Source organism: Methanobacterium lacus, assembly GCF_000191585.1.
Taxonomy (GTDB): Archaea; Methanobacteriota; Methanobacteria; order Methanobacteriales; family Methanobacteriaceae; genus Methanobacterium_B; species Methanobacterium_B lacus.
In genome coordinates, this window is sequence record NC_015216.1 from 949,236 (window position 1) to 965,895 (window position 16,660).

15 protein-coding genes are annotated in these 16,660 nt (G+C 36.6%); all 15 read right to left on the reverse strand.

Annotation, left to right across the window (positions count from 1 at the left end; translation table 11 throughout):
• Positions 1 to 39: 39 nt before the first annotated feature.
• The 15 genes from METBO_RS04810 to METBO_RS04880 all read right to left on the reverse strand — a co-directional run bounded on the left by METBO_RS04810 (position 40) and on the right by METBO_RS04880 (position 16,537).
• The gene (locus METBO_RS04810) at positions 40 to 1,059 is read right to left on the reverse strand and encodes a calcium/sodium antiporter (RefSeq protein ID WP_013644551.1); all 1,020 of its coding nucleotides are present in this window, start codon (positions 1,057 to 1,059) and stop codon (positions 40 to 42) included.
• Positions 1,060 to 1,205: 146 nt separating this feature from the next.
• The gene (locus METBO_RS04815; protein ID WP_013644552.1) at positions 1,206 to 2,513 is read right to left on the reverse strand and encodes a preprotein translocase subunit SecD; all 1,308 of its coding nucleotides are present in this window, start codon (positions 2,511 to 2,513) and stop codon (positions 1,206 to 1,208) included.
• Positions 2,510 to 3,355: a protein translocase subunit SecF gene (locus tag METBO_RS04820; RefSeq protein ID WP_013644553.1), complete on the reverse strand. Its 846-nt coding sequence runs from the start codon at positions 3,353 to 3,355 to the stop codon at positions 2,510 to 2,512. Before METBO_RS04820 ends, METBO_RS04815 begins: the two co-directional genes overlap by 4 nt.
• Positions 3,356 to 3,378: 23 nt before the next feature.
• A complete protein-coding gene (locus METBO_RS04825) occupies positions 3,379 to 3,873 on the reverse strand; it encodes a flavodoxin family protein (RefSeq protein ID WP_013644554.1) in 495 nt (164 codons plus the stop codon).
• Positions 3,874 to 4,076: 203 nt separating this feature from the next.
• Positions 4,077 to 5,087, reverse strand: coding sequence for an N-acetyl-gamma-glutamyl-phosphate reductase (gene argC / locus METBO_RS04830; RefSeq protein ID WP_013644555.1), 1,011 nt, complete (start codon positions 5,085 to 5,087; stop codon positions 4,077 to 4,079).
• A gap of 922 nt (positions 5,088 to 6,009) precedes the next feature.
• Positions 6,010 to 6,726, reverse strand: coding sequence for a DUF4012 domain-containing protein (locus METBO_RS04835; protein ID WP_013644556.1), 717 nt, complete (start codon positions 6,724 to 6,726; stop codon positions 6,010 to 6,012).
• Positions 6,727 to 7,076: 350 nt separating this feature from the next.
• The gene (gene argB, locus METBO_RS04840; protein WP_013644557.1) at positions 7,077 to 7,958 is read right to left on the reverse strand and encodes an acetylglutamate kinase; all 882 of its coding nucleotides are present in this window, start codon (positions 7,956 to 7,958) and stop codon (positions 7,077 to 7,079) included.
• Positions 7,959 to 8,019: 61 nt separating this feature from the next.
• A complete protein-coding gene (gene argJ / locus METBO_RS04845; RefSeq protein ID WP_013644558.1) occupies positions 8,020 to 9,216 on the reverse strand; it encodes a bifunctional ornithine acetyltransferase/N-acetylglutamate synthase in 1,197 nt (398 codons plus the stop codon).
• Positions 9,217 to 9,309: 93 nt separating this feature from the next.
• Complete coding sequence (locus tag METBO_RS04850; RefSeq protein WP_013644559.1) at positions 9,310 to 9,630, reverse strand: hypothetical protein; 321 nt, start codon at positions 9,628 to 9,630, stop codon at positions 9,310 to 9,312.
• Between the two features lie 59 nt (positions 9,631 to 9,689).
• Positions 9,690 to 10,898: a hypothetical protein gene (locus METBO_RS04855; RefSeq protein ID WP_013644560.1), complete on the reverse strand. Its 1,209-nt coding sequence runs from the start codon at positions 10,896 to 10,898 to the stop codon at positions 9,690 to 9,692.
• Complete coding sequence (locus METBO_RS04860) at positions 10,899 to 11,927, reverse strand: NYN domain-containing protein (protein ID WP_013644561.1); 1,029 nt, start codon at positions 11,925 to 11,927, stop codon at positions 10,899 to 10,901.
• The gene (locus tag METBO_RS04865; RefSeq protein WP_013644562.1) at positions 11,928 to 12,680 is read right to left on the reverse strand and encodes a metallophosphoesterase family protein; all 753 of its coding nucleotides are present in this window, start codon (positions 12,678 to 12,680) and stop codon (positions 11,928 to 11,930) included. It abuts the gene before it with no gap.
• Positions 12,680 to 13,033 carry a nascent polypeptide-associated complex protein gene (locus METBO_RS04870; protein ID WP_013644563.1) on the reverse strand — a complete coding sequence of 118 codons (354 nt, stop codon included), beginning with the start codon at positions 13,031 to 13,033 and terminating at the stop codon, positions 12,680 to 12,682. The genes METBO_RS04865 and METBO_RS04870 overlap by 1 nt, the downstream gene beginning before the upstream one ends.
• Complete coding sequence (gene tgtA / locus METBO_RS04875; protein ID WP_048186550.1) at positions 13,033 to 15,039, reverse strand: tRNA guanosine(15) transglycosylase TgtA; 2,007 nt, start codon at positions 15,037 to 15,039, stop codon at positions 13,033 to 13,035. Before tgtA ends, METBO_RS04870 begins: the two co-directional genes overlap by 1 nt.
• A gap of 214 nt (positions 15,040 to 15,253) precedes the next feature.
• A complete protein-coding gene (locus METBO_RS04880) occupies positions 15,254 to 16,537 on the reverse strand; it encodes an MnmC family methyltransferase (protein WP_013644565.1) in 1,284 nt (427 codons plus the stop codon).
• Positions 16,538 to 16,660: the final 123 nt, after the last annotated feature.

Here is a 16,660-nt window from a genome sequence, read left to right on the forward strand (position 1 = left end):
TTCACCATTGGAGGTAATGGAACTTTTTGAGAATTCATGTTAAAAAGACAGGTATATTCTTGTTACTATGTAGGCCACGTATGCACTGATCAGTACCGCTCCACCGATCCTTGATAATTTTGATTTCCTGTAACTTAAAATTATTAGAAGTGCAGTTACACCTATCATTACAGGAGCATCAAAGCTTACAGCAAGCTTGTCCACAGGAATGGTCATGAACAGTGATGGTATTCCAATACCAATGAGAATGTTAAATATGTTACTGCCCAAAACAGTACCAATGGATAGGCTGTGCATTTTCTTCATGGCAGATCTGACGGTTACAACAAGCTCTGGCATACTGGTTCCTATTGCAAGGGCAAATAAACCCATAATAATCTGCGGTACACCCGTTAATTCTCCTATTTCCACACCGCTGTAAACCAATAATCTGCTCCCTAATATTAACCCTGCAAGACCTGCAATACTAATTAGAATATTTTTGTTTCTGGATCTTCCACTAACCATAACTTCCTCAACTAGATCATTTCCAGAACCTGATATTTCAGGTTTCTTAGATTCACTTGATTCCTCTTCAGAATCTTCAGAATTTGATTTTTTGTGCTGTGATTTGATGAGGATGTACAGGTAGATGATATATACGACTACTAGGACCACACCCACTATTCTGGTTATGTCGTTGAACAAGACCATGAAGATAAGGAGGATAGCTGCTGTTAAAAGGGTCATTAAACCGTCCCTTTTGAGTTCTTCCTTTTTAACGAAGATGTATCCTGCGGCCAGCGAAGATATACCGAGAATTCCTGCGATGTTCCATATGTTTGAGCCTATAACAACACCAACACCAATGTCGGGATTGCCGGAAAACACAGCTATCATTGCAGATCCAAATTCAGGCAGTGAAGTACCAATTGCAGAGGCAGTAACTCCTAATATTATCTGAGAAATTCCAAGGGACTCTCCTACTTCAACCAAACTATCAACAAATAAGTCTGCGGATTTTATAACAATAATCAGTGCTACTATTAAAATTATTATGAATATAATTAAATCAATCATGTAAATGCTCCTTTGAACTAATTCATTTTAACATTATTATTAGTATTATTATTATTAACAAGGTTGTATCAAGATTAAAATTTATTTGTAAACTTTTAAAAAAAGGATTTAGTTTAAAAAAAAATTTAAAGAAAAGGGTTTAAAAATTATTTTTTACCCTTTTTCCCTTTCTTCTTATTTTTAGGTTTCTTACCAACTTCAGAGGATTTCGATCTGCTAGGTTTTGTTTCCTTTTCTTCTTTCCTGTCTTTACCCAGAAGAAGTTCTATGAATTTTGCATACACAGGTCTGGTGATGAATATTCCTATTAACACACCAAGAATGGTTGTGAATGCAAAACCTGATAGTAGACCAATACCTGTAGCTCCTCTTGAAAATCCTACATATGCTAAAGGAAGCATGGCTGCTATTAAAGTAGCTGCTGATGCAAAGATAATGAAGAAAGCGTTGTTTATCTTAAACTTAAGAGCTGTTCTTGTTCGCTTCGTTGCAACTCCCTTCTTAAGCACTTCGTCCGTTATAATTATCTGGTCATCAACACCAGTACCTATCGCCGCGAGAATACCTGCAATGGCCGCAAGGTCAATGTTCCATTTAATTATTGAAGCAACTCCCAGAATGATTATAAGCTCAGCCACACTGGTGAATATTATTGGGATCACAAGAACAGGAGTTCTGTATCTTAAGAACACAATAAAAGCGATCACAAGTAATGCTAGCCCACCTGCTATGAGTGCTCCTGTTTTAAACTGACTACCCAGTTCTGCAGAAACTGAACTCACACCAACTATCGAAACCTTAACTGGAAGTGCACCTGATTGCAGTACAACCTGTAAAGATTTGGCCTGATCTTTAGCTGCTTGGTTGGTTTGGGATGTTCCACTCACCTGAACATCAGTACTAGGCACACCGTTTGCAAGTTCTGCAGAAATTTCTGGAGACGATACAATCTGGTCATCTAGGTACATATCTACAGGTGTTCCGGCCTTTCCATTTGCTGCTTTAGCAAATTTGCTCGCTCCGTCTGAAGTCACTGTGAATGGAACGTTCCATTGGTTACCTGTAACTTCGTATGCTTTCACAGTTGTGATGTCAGTACCTGTTAGCACGGTTTCATTACCAATTTTTGCCTCAAATTTACCAGGAGTTCCAACTACCTTGGCCACCTGATCAGGGGCAACGTTGGCTATTTCAACCACAACATCCTGATTTCCGCTTGCACGGACCTTTACATCTGTAACACCGAAGGTGTTCAATCGTTTATCCAGTACGTTGGTAACTTTGCTCATTGTGTCTGTGTCAACAGGTTGGTCAAGATGGATCTGAATGATAGATCCTCCCTTCAAATCAAGACCTTCCTGAATTCCAAAGACTGAGATAGCTCCAATACTCACGATCAACAGAACAATAAGAAGTATTACCCTGTAATCTTTGATGAATTCCTTGAAGTTCATCTTTTACCCTCCATGTACCATCTAAGTACTCCAAGGTTGAAGAGCCACGTTGCAAGAACATCTGCAACCAGTCCTATTATTAAGACAGATGCTATCTGATCTAGAACCTGTGCATATGGCATGAAGAATCTAACTACGAGATAAAGGGCCACCATAGAACCTATTGCAGCTGCAGCCATGGTAAAACCTGTTTTCATGGCATCTTTAGCTCTTTCGTTTATGGTTCCTTCACGCCGCTTTAGAACTCGCGTTGTGAGTAAAATATCAGTATCCACACTGTAACCTATGAGCATTAAAAGTGCACCCACAGATGCCAGTGAAAGCGGTATACCCAGTAATGACATACCACCCACTGCAATTATGATATCACTGAAAGCTGCAAATATCACAGCAAGTGAAGGTATTAAATTCCTGAATATTATGAAAACAGTTATTGACATGAACAAGAATGCAAATGCAAGAGCATAGTACACCTGTGTCAGGGACTGTTTACTTAACGATGGTCCCACCGCTCTGAAACTTTGTAGAGTTGCAGTTCCACTAAGAGCATTTGTAAGTGCTATAACATCTGTTGCACCACCGGCTATTTCTATGGTTGCAGTGTTACCACCTGAAGTTGTTACTGTTACCTGTTGGTTTCCTGTTCCATTTTCCACTAATGCAGCTAGCGCATCATCAGATACAGGTTTTTCCAGCTGTACAACAGCTATTGATCCACCCTTTAGATCAATACCCTCTTGTAAACCACCTGTAGCCACGATTGCCAGAGCAATCAGTGTGATGATAACAGGAATTATGATTAATGGTTTGTAAGAGTCCAATAATTTGTCCATCATTGACATTGAATCACCATGAAATAATTTTCTTAAATTCCATATATCTTCAGATCCTTTTCATCAAGGATCTTTTCAGTTGCTTCGACAAGTTCATCGATTTTTTTTCCACTGGTCTTAATTGTGAATGAGTTGACCATTCTGCCACCTCTGGCTTCTATCTTTTCCCTCATCCGTTCTACAACCTTCAAACCGCCACTGTTTCCCATGGTTGAAAACAAGATCACATCTTTACCTTTCAAATCACATTTATCAATCATGGTAATGATTGCCGGTGCCGGTTTGGAAGCCCAAGTGGGTGAACCAATATAAATTAAACCATAATCTGAAAGATCAATAGTATCTGGCTTAATATTGGTTTTATTTTCTCTCAAGGCGTCTAAAGAAGATCCTAAATAATTAATAACTCCCATTCTATCCTTAAGATCATTGATTTCTATTGTATCTGCGTTAATTTGTTTAGCCAATGTTTTTGAAACATGGGCTGTTTTCCTTGTACGGGAGTAAAACACTATCACAGTTTTCATTTGACACCTCATGGAGATATATTTTTAAATTGATCGAATAAATTTATATCTTTCTTCTTAAGTTAATAGTTTAAATTTAATGATTATAATAAATTTTTTGTTTATTCAATCCTATTTTTTTCTTTTTATCTTAAAAAAAATAATTACTTAAAAGACCTCCAATTAAACAAGTTATTTATGGGTTTTTCTCGTTATAAACTTGTTCATGGATGAAGACCAATATTATCGATAGATTCTGTTTCCTTAAATCCAAACATGAGGTTCATGTTATGAACAGCCTGTCCAGATGCACCTTTTACCAAGTTATCTATTGATGAGGCCACCACTAACCTACCATTTTCATCTATTTCAAAACAGCCTATATGGCAGTTGTTTGATCCCCTTACAGAACTCATTCTTGGAGATTCTCCCTTTTCAAGCACCCTAACAAATGGTTCTCCATCATAGAATTCCTTGTACAACTCGTGTATATATTCAGGACTTACGTCACTGGTTAAAAAACCATGTACAGTTGTCATAATACCTCTGATAACTGGAACCAGGTGCGGTGTAAACGATACCTTAGAATTACCGTACTTTGAAAGTTTCTCCTGAATTTCAGGTCCGTGACGATGGGTGGTAACGGCGTATGGTGAAACACTATCACTACAATTGGGGTAATGTGTTGTGTCAGTTGGGTTCACACCAGCACCACTCACACCAGATTTGGAATCCACAACGATGTTATCCGCAAGATTTTCTGAAACTATTGGTAGACATGCAAGTATTGCGCCTGTAGGGTAACATCCAGGATTTGCAACTAGATCTGCATGTTTTATTTCCTTTCGGTTTATCTCAGGCAGACCATAAACAGCATTTAATGGATTAGAATGTTTGAAACCGTACCATTTTTCGTAGATTTCAGTACTTTCAAATCTGTAATCCCCACTTAAATCCACAACTCTGATATTTTTATCAATGAGTTCAGGAACAATTTTCATTGATGCTCCATGTGGCGTTGCTGTGAAAACCAGATCTGCTTCTAGTTTGCTTGGCTCAATATTTTTAAATTTTAATTCACAATCCCTTAAATTTGGATGAACCTTGTACACGGGTTCATCATCGAATTTTCTAGATGTTGCAGCCACAATATCTACATCGGGATGTTTCATAAGAAATCTTATGAGTTCTCCACCTGTGTAACCGCTTGCACCTATTATGCCTACTTCGATCATTTTCTCACCATAATCATCTTGTTTACTATCATATTTAAAAAATAGCCTTATTAAAAATAGTTATTATAAAACTCCCCAAAAAATTCCACATTCTTGGCCGCGATTAACTTGGAATGGCTGATCATCTTAATTTTTACCCAAAAATCACATCATGTTTTTTTAAATTAATCAATGCAGTGTTAAAACCAATAATTTTTATAAATAACTCTGCAAATCAATATTACTTTAACAAAGTAATTAAAACTTTATCACTGTTTTAAGACGGTTTAACTCCCTATTAATAAGTTAACACAATGTAAGCTAATTCTTAACGGCTTTAAACTGAATAAACCATCAGCACTGTGCCTTTATATATATTAGATATTTAACTGGTTATTTATCTGCTTTTAGCTATAATATTCCTTATCATGCAATTATATGCCGTGTTGTAAAGTTTTGATCAGGGATTGGAACCAAGCCAGTCACTGTACCAATTTTAAAAACACTATATGTGGCCTCTAAATAGAAAAAAACACCTTAGAATCACTGTTTTTTGGAAAATAAAATCAAAAATTATATATATGATGTTAGAGTGATCAATAATCGTCCAAAATAGTCCTTATGACATCTTTGGACACGGAGGCGGTATAATTTAGTATAAATCGGTATATGTACTCGTTTTTACTAATATGTTCAAAACGGTGCATTATACCGTTTTTTCTAATTTTCATTACATAAATTCATACAATTTATAATAAATAGAATATAAATTCTGATTTTTATAATTAAAACCATATTGGTCCTTAAAAAAATTTGTTATCATCATTGTTATCGTAAAATGATGTTAGACTCATAAATTAAAAAAAGTACTTTACCCATTTTTCTATATTTAAAAAAAAATATGGATAATGGCATTGTTGCCATTTTCAATGCAATTTATTTCTTAAAGCAAGTTTAGTCCCTTGGAAATTGCAAACTGGGTCATTAGATCGCTTGGTACCACTATAATATTACCCTTTGAATATTGGCTAATTATGGTACTAAACAGTGCCGGAGCCTTACTAGGATCTTTGGCTGCTGCCATAACCGGTTTCATCAATGTTTCTGTGGCATTACCTCTACTCATGTTGCTACTAAATTCACTTTCGTTTCTTATGTAAGCAACAGCCGCATTGGTTCCATTACCATTGTAACCAGGTATGTTTATTGGACCTATGGAATTTAAAACTGCATCCACAGCATCAGGAGTCACAATCACAACGGCGTCCGTTGTCATGTTGGTGTTGTACTTTACAATTTCCTGTGCAAGCACTGTGTCTTGTGTTATGTTAGCATCCCATAGTACATCATGGAATCTTAACTTACCGTTACCAGCATTAGCTGCAGCTGGTTCTTGTGCAGTTGGGTGTGTCATTCCACCAGGATAAACTGGTGTTAAATTCTTAATATCTCCATCTGTAACATGTATCACAAATGCCATGTCAACCCCACCTACTCCAGGCCTTTTTTCTGAAGGATCAGCAGTTAATAACAGAATGTTATGGTCACCCTTCATCACATTGGTGGATGAAGGTTGTTCATATTGATAAATCACGAAGGCCGCTACTGAAGCCAGTAAAATCAATATGATTACTATCAAAATTTTTATTATTTTCCTCATTTTTCCACCTAAAACCTAAATAATCTAAATCATTTAGATATGTTAAAAAAATCAAATTGTGTTTATATTTATACTATTAAATTTAATTAAGTTATCTAATCTAGGTTATTTAAATATTGATAATTCAGTTATTTATAACTTGATTAAAACATTTTCATGAAATTATCTATTCTAACAATTCCATTTGCTCTTAAAATAAAAATTGAGAATATGATTTTTAATTATTCACAAAGGAATATTATCTAATATTCATTTCATGGCTATTAAATTTATTATATTCAATCAAAGATACTAAAAAAAATGAAGTGATGGAAATTTTCACACCCCTCCTAAAAAAATGTAAAGGAAATTCATTTGGTGATCATAGTTCCTATTCCCTTGGTGGTAAATATTTCCAGGAGCACAGAATGTTTAATTCTTCCATCAATTATATGGGCAGATTTAACTCCGTTTTCAACTGCGTTGACACAGGTTAATACCTTAGGAATCATACCATCCTTTACAATTCCATTATCTATTAAATCCTTTATTTCATCGACTTTAACTTTTTTAATAAGGGTTTCAGGGTCCTTAGGATCCTCTAATATTCCTGGCACATCTGTGAGGATTATTAACTTTTCAGCTTCCATTTTAGCAGCAATATCACCAGCTACGGTATCTGCGTTAAGATTTAGAGTGTTACCTACTTCATCAACACCTATTGGAGAGACAATTGGGATGTAATTATTTTCAGCGAGCATCTCCATTATCTCAGTATTTACAGATTCAATCTCCCCGACCAATCCTAAATCAACTGTTATTTCTTCCCCAGTTGAATTATCCACCATAACATGAGGTGCTTTTTTATTGGCTTTAATGAGCTGATTATCTTTACCAGATATTCCTATACCCTTTCCACCATGCAAACATACCTTTGAAACTATGTCAGTGTTGATCTTTCCAACCAGAACCATTTTCACTATATCCATTGTTTCTGAGTCTGTAATTCTTAGACCGCCGATAAATTTTGGTTCTTTACCGAGTTTACTCATAGATCTAGATATTTCAGGCCCACCTCCATGCACAACCATGGGTTCCATACCAACGTACTTCAAAAGTACTGTGTCACGAGCAGTGGAGCTCATGGCATCAGAATCAATCATTGCATGTCCACCGTACTTGATCATCACCTTTTTATGGTGAAATTTTTTTATGTATGGTAACGCTTCGATAAGAATGTTTACTGTTTCCATATTCACGATTCTCCAAAATAATATTCATGAAATTAAATTATTTAAATAAATTATATGATCTTCATGTTGTGTACTCAGCATTTATACTAACATAATCGTAGCTTAGATCACAACCATAGGCTGTTGCATTTCCATTTCCAAGACCCAGATCAATGATTATACGAATGTTCTTTTCTTCCATAATATCTTCAGCTTCTTCAAGTTGGGAAGTACCTTCAAACGCTGCGATAATTCCATGATCCACAATATCTACCCTCTTATTAAGGGATTGAAGACTGACACTGACAACTTTAGGATCTATATCTGCTCCTGAATAACCAACTGCAGCAACAATTCTACCCCAGTTTGGATCTGCGCCAAAAAGAGCAGTTTTTACAAGTGAGGATGATACAACAGCTTTTGCAGCTAATCTAGCTTCTTCGGTGTTTACTGCACCATTCACTTCCACTTCCATGAATTTAGTTGCACCCTCACCATCCTTGGCCATCATACTTGCAAGCTGACAACACACGTATTCCAGGGCTTCCTCAAAGTTTTCATCGATGGACTCTCCTGATTCACCGTTGGCCATGAGGATCACTGTATCGTTGGTACTTTCATCTCCATCAACAACAACCATGTTAAAACTAGCATCAACAGCTTTTTTTAAAGCCGTGTTAAGTTCTGATGATGATGCTTTAACATCTGTTGTTATGAAACATAACATTGTACCCATATTTGGAGCAATCATGCCTGAACCCTTGGTTATTCCACCAATTCTGATGGATTTACCATTTTTCAAAGTTGTTTCAACAGCAAATTCCTTTGAATAAGTGTCTGTGGTCATAATAGCTTCAGCAGCATTTTTAGAAGCTTCAGCTGAATTTTCAAGTCTTAAAACAGCTTTTTTAATCAAACTGCCTATGATATCCATGGGCATCAATCTACCGATAACTCCGGTAGATGCAACAGCAACATCTTCAAATTTAAAATCAAGTTCCTCTGCAACTACTGAAGCCATTGCTTTCCCATCTTCTATTCCCTGATCTCCAGTGAAACAATTGGCATTTCCACTGTTTGCAACCACCGCAGACAACTTACCATTTTCAACTGCATTTTTGGTTAAAATTACAGGAGCCGCAACTATTTTATTAGAAGTAAAAACAGCAGTAGAATCACTATCTTTACACACAATTACAGCAACTCCATAATCATCATCACAAGCTCCAGCTGCAAGCACACCATTAACGGCACATACTCCACCATCTACAATTTTCATAATCCTAATCTCCATATTACAATACTATAAAAAATTCATCCAATTCATGAGTCCATCCATAATCAATTAAAAATCCTCTACTTACCAGTAACGTCAATTGTTAGATGAGTTACCGCTTTGATTGTTGTTTGTGGGCTTGTTTGAATTGTTTCCAGAATTAGGATTACTAGGTGTCACTGTATTTGTCTGGCTTGACTGACCAGATTGGGCAGTTGTTTGATTAGTTTTCACAGTAGGATTAGTTGTTTGGGAAGCTGGAATGCTTGGAAACTGACTTTGTTGTGTAAGGTTTAGTATTCCATTGGTATTAATGGGATTAGCACCCATAAAAAATCCTGTTCCCGTTGCAAATCCAAATGCAACTATTGAAACAATCATTCCAACAAATATCTTTCCTTTAGCTTCTTGTTTCATTTAAACACCTTAATTTAATCATTATTTGTAAATCTAAAAAATATAATTTTTATCCATTGTTATGCTGTTAATGCATAAACCAACGCCAACCCAATGGCTATTAAACCAAAAACAGGCTGACCTATGTTCCATCCCACCAATGTAGCTACAAATACAAAGATGAATATGATGGCTATTCTGCCCTTTTTATTGAGCAAGAAGTCAAGTACGGTTCTTGTGAATTCTGAGGGTATGTAGTAGGAATAAATACCATCAGCGAGATCGAACACCATGACTGGATTGTTGTTCCAAATCTTTATGTTGTCGGCCATTTGAGCCCTTTCACCCGCTTCTCTACGGCTCTTTCCAATACCTACTCTTAGCCTCACACCATTATTTAATGCGTGCCATGCACTGTCCATTCCTGCTCTTAAAGCAGCATCCTTGGTTGGTAGGTTGGCTATTAGATCATCCCCACCAACACGATAACCTTCGATCTTGCCCTTGCATTCTTTTTCAATGAATGATGATATTTCATTCATTATTTCAACCAGTTTATCCCTTCCATTCTCATCAATGAACTTGGTTGAATCTATTGCATCAATGAAAACGTAGTTGTCGTAAACAGCTGGTGAACCTTCAAGATTGCCGAACTTGGATGAGAATACAATTGCAAACTCACCTCCAAGTTTTGTAAAGCCCACACCAGAGGTTTCACCTATCTGTTTGTTCAAGTTTATGGATCTTTCAATGGCTGCTGCTCCAGTCATTCCAACCGCAACTCTAACATCGATCTCCTTATCCAAACCCTTAGCAATGAGTTCTATACCCACCCTTATAGCATCGTTTTTTGAAAGCATCTTGGATACTATTTCAGTAGCACTTCGCTCTACAATAGTTCCCCTAGCACGTTGTATGTATCTAACAAACTCTTCAATCAGTGGTTTGTTTTTCTGGAAAATTTCGATGTAGAGGTACCTGTCACTACCCATTATGATGTTACTCAGTAGTGCGTACTCATTCACGTTGTTCTCTGCAGGGTGGAGTTCAATGAATTTCCTGTTATCCGGAATGTTACCAGTACCAACTTCGCTCAGCACATTGTTAAAAATATTTTCTGTGGTTATATGTGCTGTTTCAATTTCTAAAAGCATGGTTCTGGTGTAGTTTACCATCTGAACATATTCTCGTTCCATATCGTTGGTTGGATAATATTTTGTTCCAATGCTTATAACCCTGTGTTTAATAAGAAATCCAAAGATGGTTCGTGAGATGTAATCCATAACCATTTACTTTTCTCCTCCCTTTTCCAATGTTATGTCAAAGTGTCCTGGTTTTTCCATCAGCATGCTGGGTTTAACTGAAACAATAGGGAATTTCCATGTTCCAAGTCTTGCTGCAACTGTGCTTGCGATGTTCCTTGAATTTTTCTTTACAAAGGAGTAATCATGGTCGTTTATGGTTATGTTCACATTGTAGGGAGATTCTTCTAGTATCTCATCAGAATATATGATATTTAATTCAAATGTTCCTGGTTTGGTAAACAGATCGTTACGAATGGCAACCAGGGGTGCATGATCGAGTTTAAGTCTGTCTCCCACTGTGACTGCTATATTACCGGCGTTTCTAACTGTGTCCTTGTAATCTTTAGGACTTACAAGCACAAAAATAATGAAATCACTGGTTTTTTCAGCATCTTCAACCATTCCCATGACCTTATCAAATAAAGGAATTTTCATGAAGATATCTTCGATCTTTGAATCGAAGGTGTTTTCAGTGGTTTTCGTTATTCTATCAATTGCTTCTTTGGCAACTGCAATACCACTCAACTTTTTGTTCTTCTTTAGCTTATATGACTCCAGACCCTTTTTTTCGAAGTCGTTTAGCATCTGTGTGCTTATCTTTTGGAGTATATTCTTCACCTTCTTAGGTTTAGAAGAGCTACCTATGGAGATGGCATCTTCAACAAAGGTGAATGGAATTCTTCTGTTGTTGATATCATGAAACTCATCATTGAATTCCCTGAAATTGTCATTTGAAAGAATTTTACAATCTTCCTCAAAGGCAAGTTTAAGAATGAAATGATCTGCGGTTGTTCCAGAGGGGACCTGTTGTACTTTTCCCTCATCAAGCATGGCATTAAACTTTTCTTTTTCATCAATTTCGTGCCTTAGGGATGCATCTGCTATTGGAAATGGCTCGTATCCTAATTTTTCCAGAGCTTCCACAGATTTTAGAAGGTAGTCTAAACGAGGTTTGTTACCTTCTTTCTCCTTTCCAAAATGTGCTACATTTGATGCATCTATAATAACTTTCAATTAATCACCTAAACAAGTGTTTTCATATTTAGCTAGACATTTTCTGGTTCCATCTGCTCGGTTAAGAATTATTTCGATGAATTCATCTTCAATATCGATGGTGTTGTATGATGAAAGTGCCTTTCCCCTCAATCTCAGTGATGAAACTGTACCTGCTGTGATGAATGTTGTATCTTCCATCATCCAAACATGCGGCATATGTTTGTGCCCTGAGAGAACAAGATCAGCTTTCCCTTTCATGAGTGATTGTAGTATATCACCAGCATCACTTAAAACATTCCTTTCCCTCCCAGTTTTAGGTACAGGTATTATGTGATGGTGAAGTGCTATTATCTTGTACAGATTTTCTTCATCAGCAATTCTAAGTTCATTTTCCATCCAAGACTGCTGAGATCTTCCAATTCTACCATAATCAAGGTCAGGTTCACTGCTATCCAGCCCTATAACCTTTAATCCATGTTTTTTATCTTCAAGTGTTCCGTATCGATTTTTAATCAGGTCTTCAAAACACTCATCACCAACGTGCCTGGCATCATGGTTTCCAGGAACAACCAATATCGGAGATTTAATTCTGTCTAAAAATGGCACGACCCTCTCATATTCAAGGTAGTAACCATTTTCAGTAATATCTCCTGTAACTATAGTTACATCGGGATCAACACTGTTAATTTCATCTATTGCTTTATCAAGCAGATTCTCCTGGAAATTGAGTGAACCCACGTGTAAATCTGATATCTGTGCAATAAAAGGCATTAACTTAACCTCAAAATGGCTTCTGCCAAGTCCCCCTTGGTTTCTTTGAGAGTTTCGAGAGCTTTTTCTTTACTTACTCCTGTCTGAGTACTCACAAGATCTACATCATCATCGGGGATGACTAATTCTGTTTCAATTTTGTTTTCAACAATTTTACCTGATACTTGGTAGGTCTGCTGCCCCATAAAATCCATTAAATTCACTTTTGGACTAGTAATAACGATCTCTTTAGTTTTAAATTTAATGACAACCTCTGTAACACCCTTGATGTCTTTGTTGTCCATTCCCATTTGTTTCATTGCTCTTTGCATTTGTTTTAACTGTTTTGGGTTCATTCCTGCTCCGGGTAACATTAAATTCCTCCTTTTCTTGTCTTAACAGCTTGACCTGTGTTGAAATCAATTATTTCATGACCGCATAAAATTGACTTACCAAAGGCAATCAGTTCATCCTCTTCATTAACGATCAATACTTCTTCATTAGATCTTATATTTATATCACAATCTATAACGAATTTAGCAAATATACTTTTTCCTTCTCTTGCAAATGGTTCTGCATCTGAATTCACAACAACCCTGTTTTTTGGATATTCCACATGTGAATGCAGTCTCCTTGCACCTTCTCTATCAAGCACAAAAACACTGTCTGAAGCTCTCAAAGTAGCGATCAAAGTTTCACCTTCATACACGTGCCTGATCTTTCCAGTTTTTCTACTTTTCACGATCTTAACATCATTTTTAAAGAGTGCGGACCCTGCACCTTCTCCAAACTGGTAGTCTGCTATGCTTTTTATCTTGGTTTTGTCATCAACAAAGATCCTTCCAATATCTCCTTCAAACTCATCCAAGCTGTAAATTTTTTCAGTATGCTCAGATCCATCTGGAAGTGGTTCGAGGGTTATGGTGTACATATCAAACCTGTCAAGCACTTTTGCACTTATAACAGCGTTGTCAAACTGGCTTATGTAGGCTTCAAGTTGAATTCTAACAAAATCCTTGGCATCGGTGTCCATGTTCATAGGTGATTCATTTTGTGCCAGGGGATAAACTTCATCAATTTCCATGGGGATCAATGCAAATGGCACATCAGCAAAACAAACCTGACAATCATTCATAAGATCTTCAGGATCAATGATTGCATTTCCATTAACATTTTTTATGTACAACTTACCAAGATCTTCCTTGATATGTTTGGAGTATGGTTTTCTGCCCCTGGGAAGAACTAACAAGTTTTTTTTCTTGGGAATTCTACTTATCTTTTCTAGATGTCTCTTTATTTCGGGCCTTCCAAGGGATTCTGGTCCTGAGTAGAAAAATGCAGATTTTTTTGTGGCTGGATCGTACTTTTCAAGCTCCGCAGTATAATTCTTCAGGTTTCTAAGACCATCTAAAAGGTAGGGATGAGCATGGCACCTTAGTTCTACCAATTCCATGAGATTTCCATCGTTGATGGCCTGTTTAATGGTTCTAATTTCAGCAAAGCTTACTGTGAGGTTATGTTCTGCTATGAGTAACATTCTCTCTTCCTTGTCCATTGATCTTAGATCATCAGGGGTGTAGCTTGTGCAAACCCTGCATGAACATGGCATTTCAACAAGATTCTGAAGTTTGTAAGTTCCAGTCGGCATCATGAATCTGTTGTCTTGGGCATACAATATGTAAGCTGCAGAATCAAACAAATCACAACCCATTGCAACTGCCAATGCAAATACCATGGGATGTCCTGCACCCATAAGATGCCTTGGTTTTGAATCTGGGAGATTTTTTACAGATGCCATTACCACATCAACAAGATCAGAATACTTGTAAGATTCCATTAATGGAACAACTGCACCTATTGGGTAACATTCGAAATCCATGGCACCAATGGTCTCGGCACATGTTGAACGCAGATCAGCGAAGGTTGAACCCTGCACAACAGAGTTAAGCATAAGATCTCCACGCACTTCAATGGCTTCTTTAGCCCTTTCAATTGTTATTTCAAGTTCCTTCTCAGCCCTATCTCTCTTAACATAGGGAGGTGTTGGTATGTCCAGTGAGGTTCCAATATCTGTACCAATCAACTCTTGAAACTCTATTATTTCCTTGTTTGTTACTTCAACATCACCATATTCTGATAGTTGGAATGAACCTGAATCTGTTACTATGGGTCCTGGAAAATCAATGAGTTCATGAACACCTTCTTCAAGAACTTTTGCCCTCAAATCTTCGTTTTTGTACATGATGTAAGCATTGGTTATGACAACTTCAGCACCAAACTTCTTGACATCTAGTGTTTGTTTACCTGGATGTATTACTGGCATCAATGCAGGTGTCTTAATAATTCCATGGGGAGTTTTAATAATTCCAGTTCTTCCCATAACATCTTTATTTTTTATTTCAAAGTTCAATATACCCTCACCTTTTATTATCGTTATTAATTAATGGCGGATTCTGTTTATTTAATCCTTATTTTGTTGTAATTTTTATACAAAAAACCTTTACATAAAATCATTGAAAACTGTTTGTTGTATTAGCGTGTATCATGAAATTTTAGTGCATGGTTAAACTATATATTTTATAGTATATTTTTTTTTAATTCAAATTTTTTTTAGAAGATAACTGGTTAACAGCCAAAATATTTAATCTTTTCTCCATTTCAATGATTCTATCCCTTGAATTATCAATTGGTTTACAGGAATTACCACAAACACAGTCCTGATATTGTGGACAGATAAGGTACATGGATTTTTGAGAATGTAAATTATCAATCCCAATGGTTTTAAGACCATTCAATACTCTTCTTTTCAACCTACTTTCTTTCAGGTCTTTACCAAGAAATACTGGACATCTGACTGTTGATGGGAATTTGAACTTTCCCCTCACATTTTCTCGCTCCTCATCTCTTCTCTCAAGAATTTCCAAACTCGAATCTCCAAGGGTTAAATCCCTTAATGGTACACCAGCATCGCTGAGTGCAACTACTCTCTCATCATCAATTGAAATGGGTTTTTCAATCAGCTCAAGCGCTGTTGATGCTATGGTGCCTCCACTCCTACCAAATTCAGGACCTTCGCCAATGTGATAACCAGCTTTTACAAGGGAATATCTCATTGTATGGGATTTGGAGAAGCTTGATATCATTCCATCAGGCTTTAGTAATGGTTTTAGTCCTGATAAAAATTCCAGTGAGTAAAGTTCCGGTGATTCAAATGGTGAAAATGCTAAGAGAAAAATTGCATCAAATTGATGAGCATTATCTTTAACAAAATTTTTTGAGGTTCCATTTCCATTAGGATCATTCTTCACAAGGTTTCTGGCATCAGTTATGTTGACGCTGATGTTGATGTTTTCAGGAATTTTAGTGTTAACAAGTCTGTTAGTTAAAAACCCTTCACTGTAAAGCTGGTCTTCAATGGCTTTTTTTATTATCATATGGGATTTAATAGGACTTGGTAAAATTAGTCCTGTTGCAAGGGTTAATGCTGATATTTCAACCATTTCAATGTTTAATAATGGTAAACCGCCATCTTCCCGTGGTTGGTTCAACTGTTCGATACAGGTGGCTGCTGTGTATCCGACACCACTGCACACATCTAATATCTTCATCTCTCTTTTCTCATTTAGATGGGATGGTTTGACATATTTTTCAATGGATTCGTTGATACCTCCATGGTAGGTGTGCATGGTTTCCTCAGAATCCTGACACTTGATGGTGTAGGATCCTTCGTTAGTTTCAACAAGAAATGACTCAAGATCCTTCATAGCTTCTGCTCTGGCATTTAAATTTCCGTTGTTTTCACTGATAAAACAGTTTTCAACGATTTCAAGAACATTTGATTCTATTACTTTGGGTTCGTATGGTTCGTTAGTTGTCATCTCATTTCCACTTTCTAAAAATTTTATCCATTTCGAAAAAAGTTAATTAATACCATCCCTATCTGTAAAGTGAGCATTATTCAGATTTAGAACTTGAAAATAAGTTTATCTTACCTTTATTTT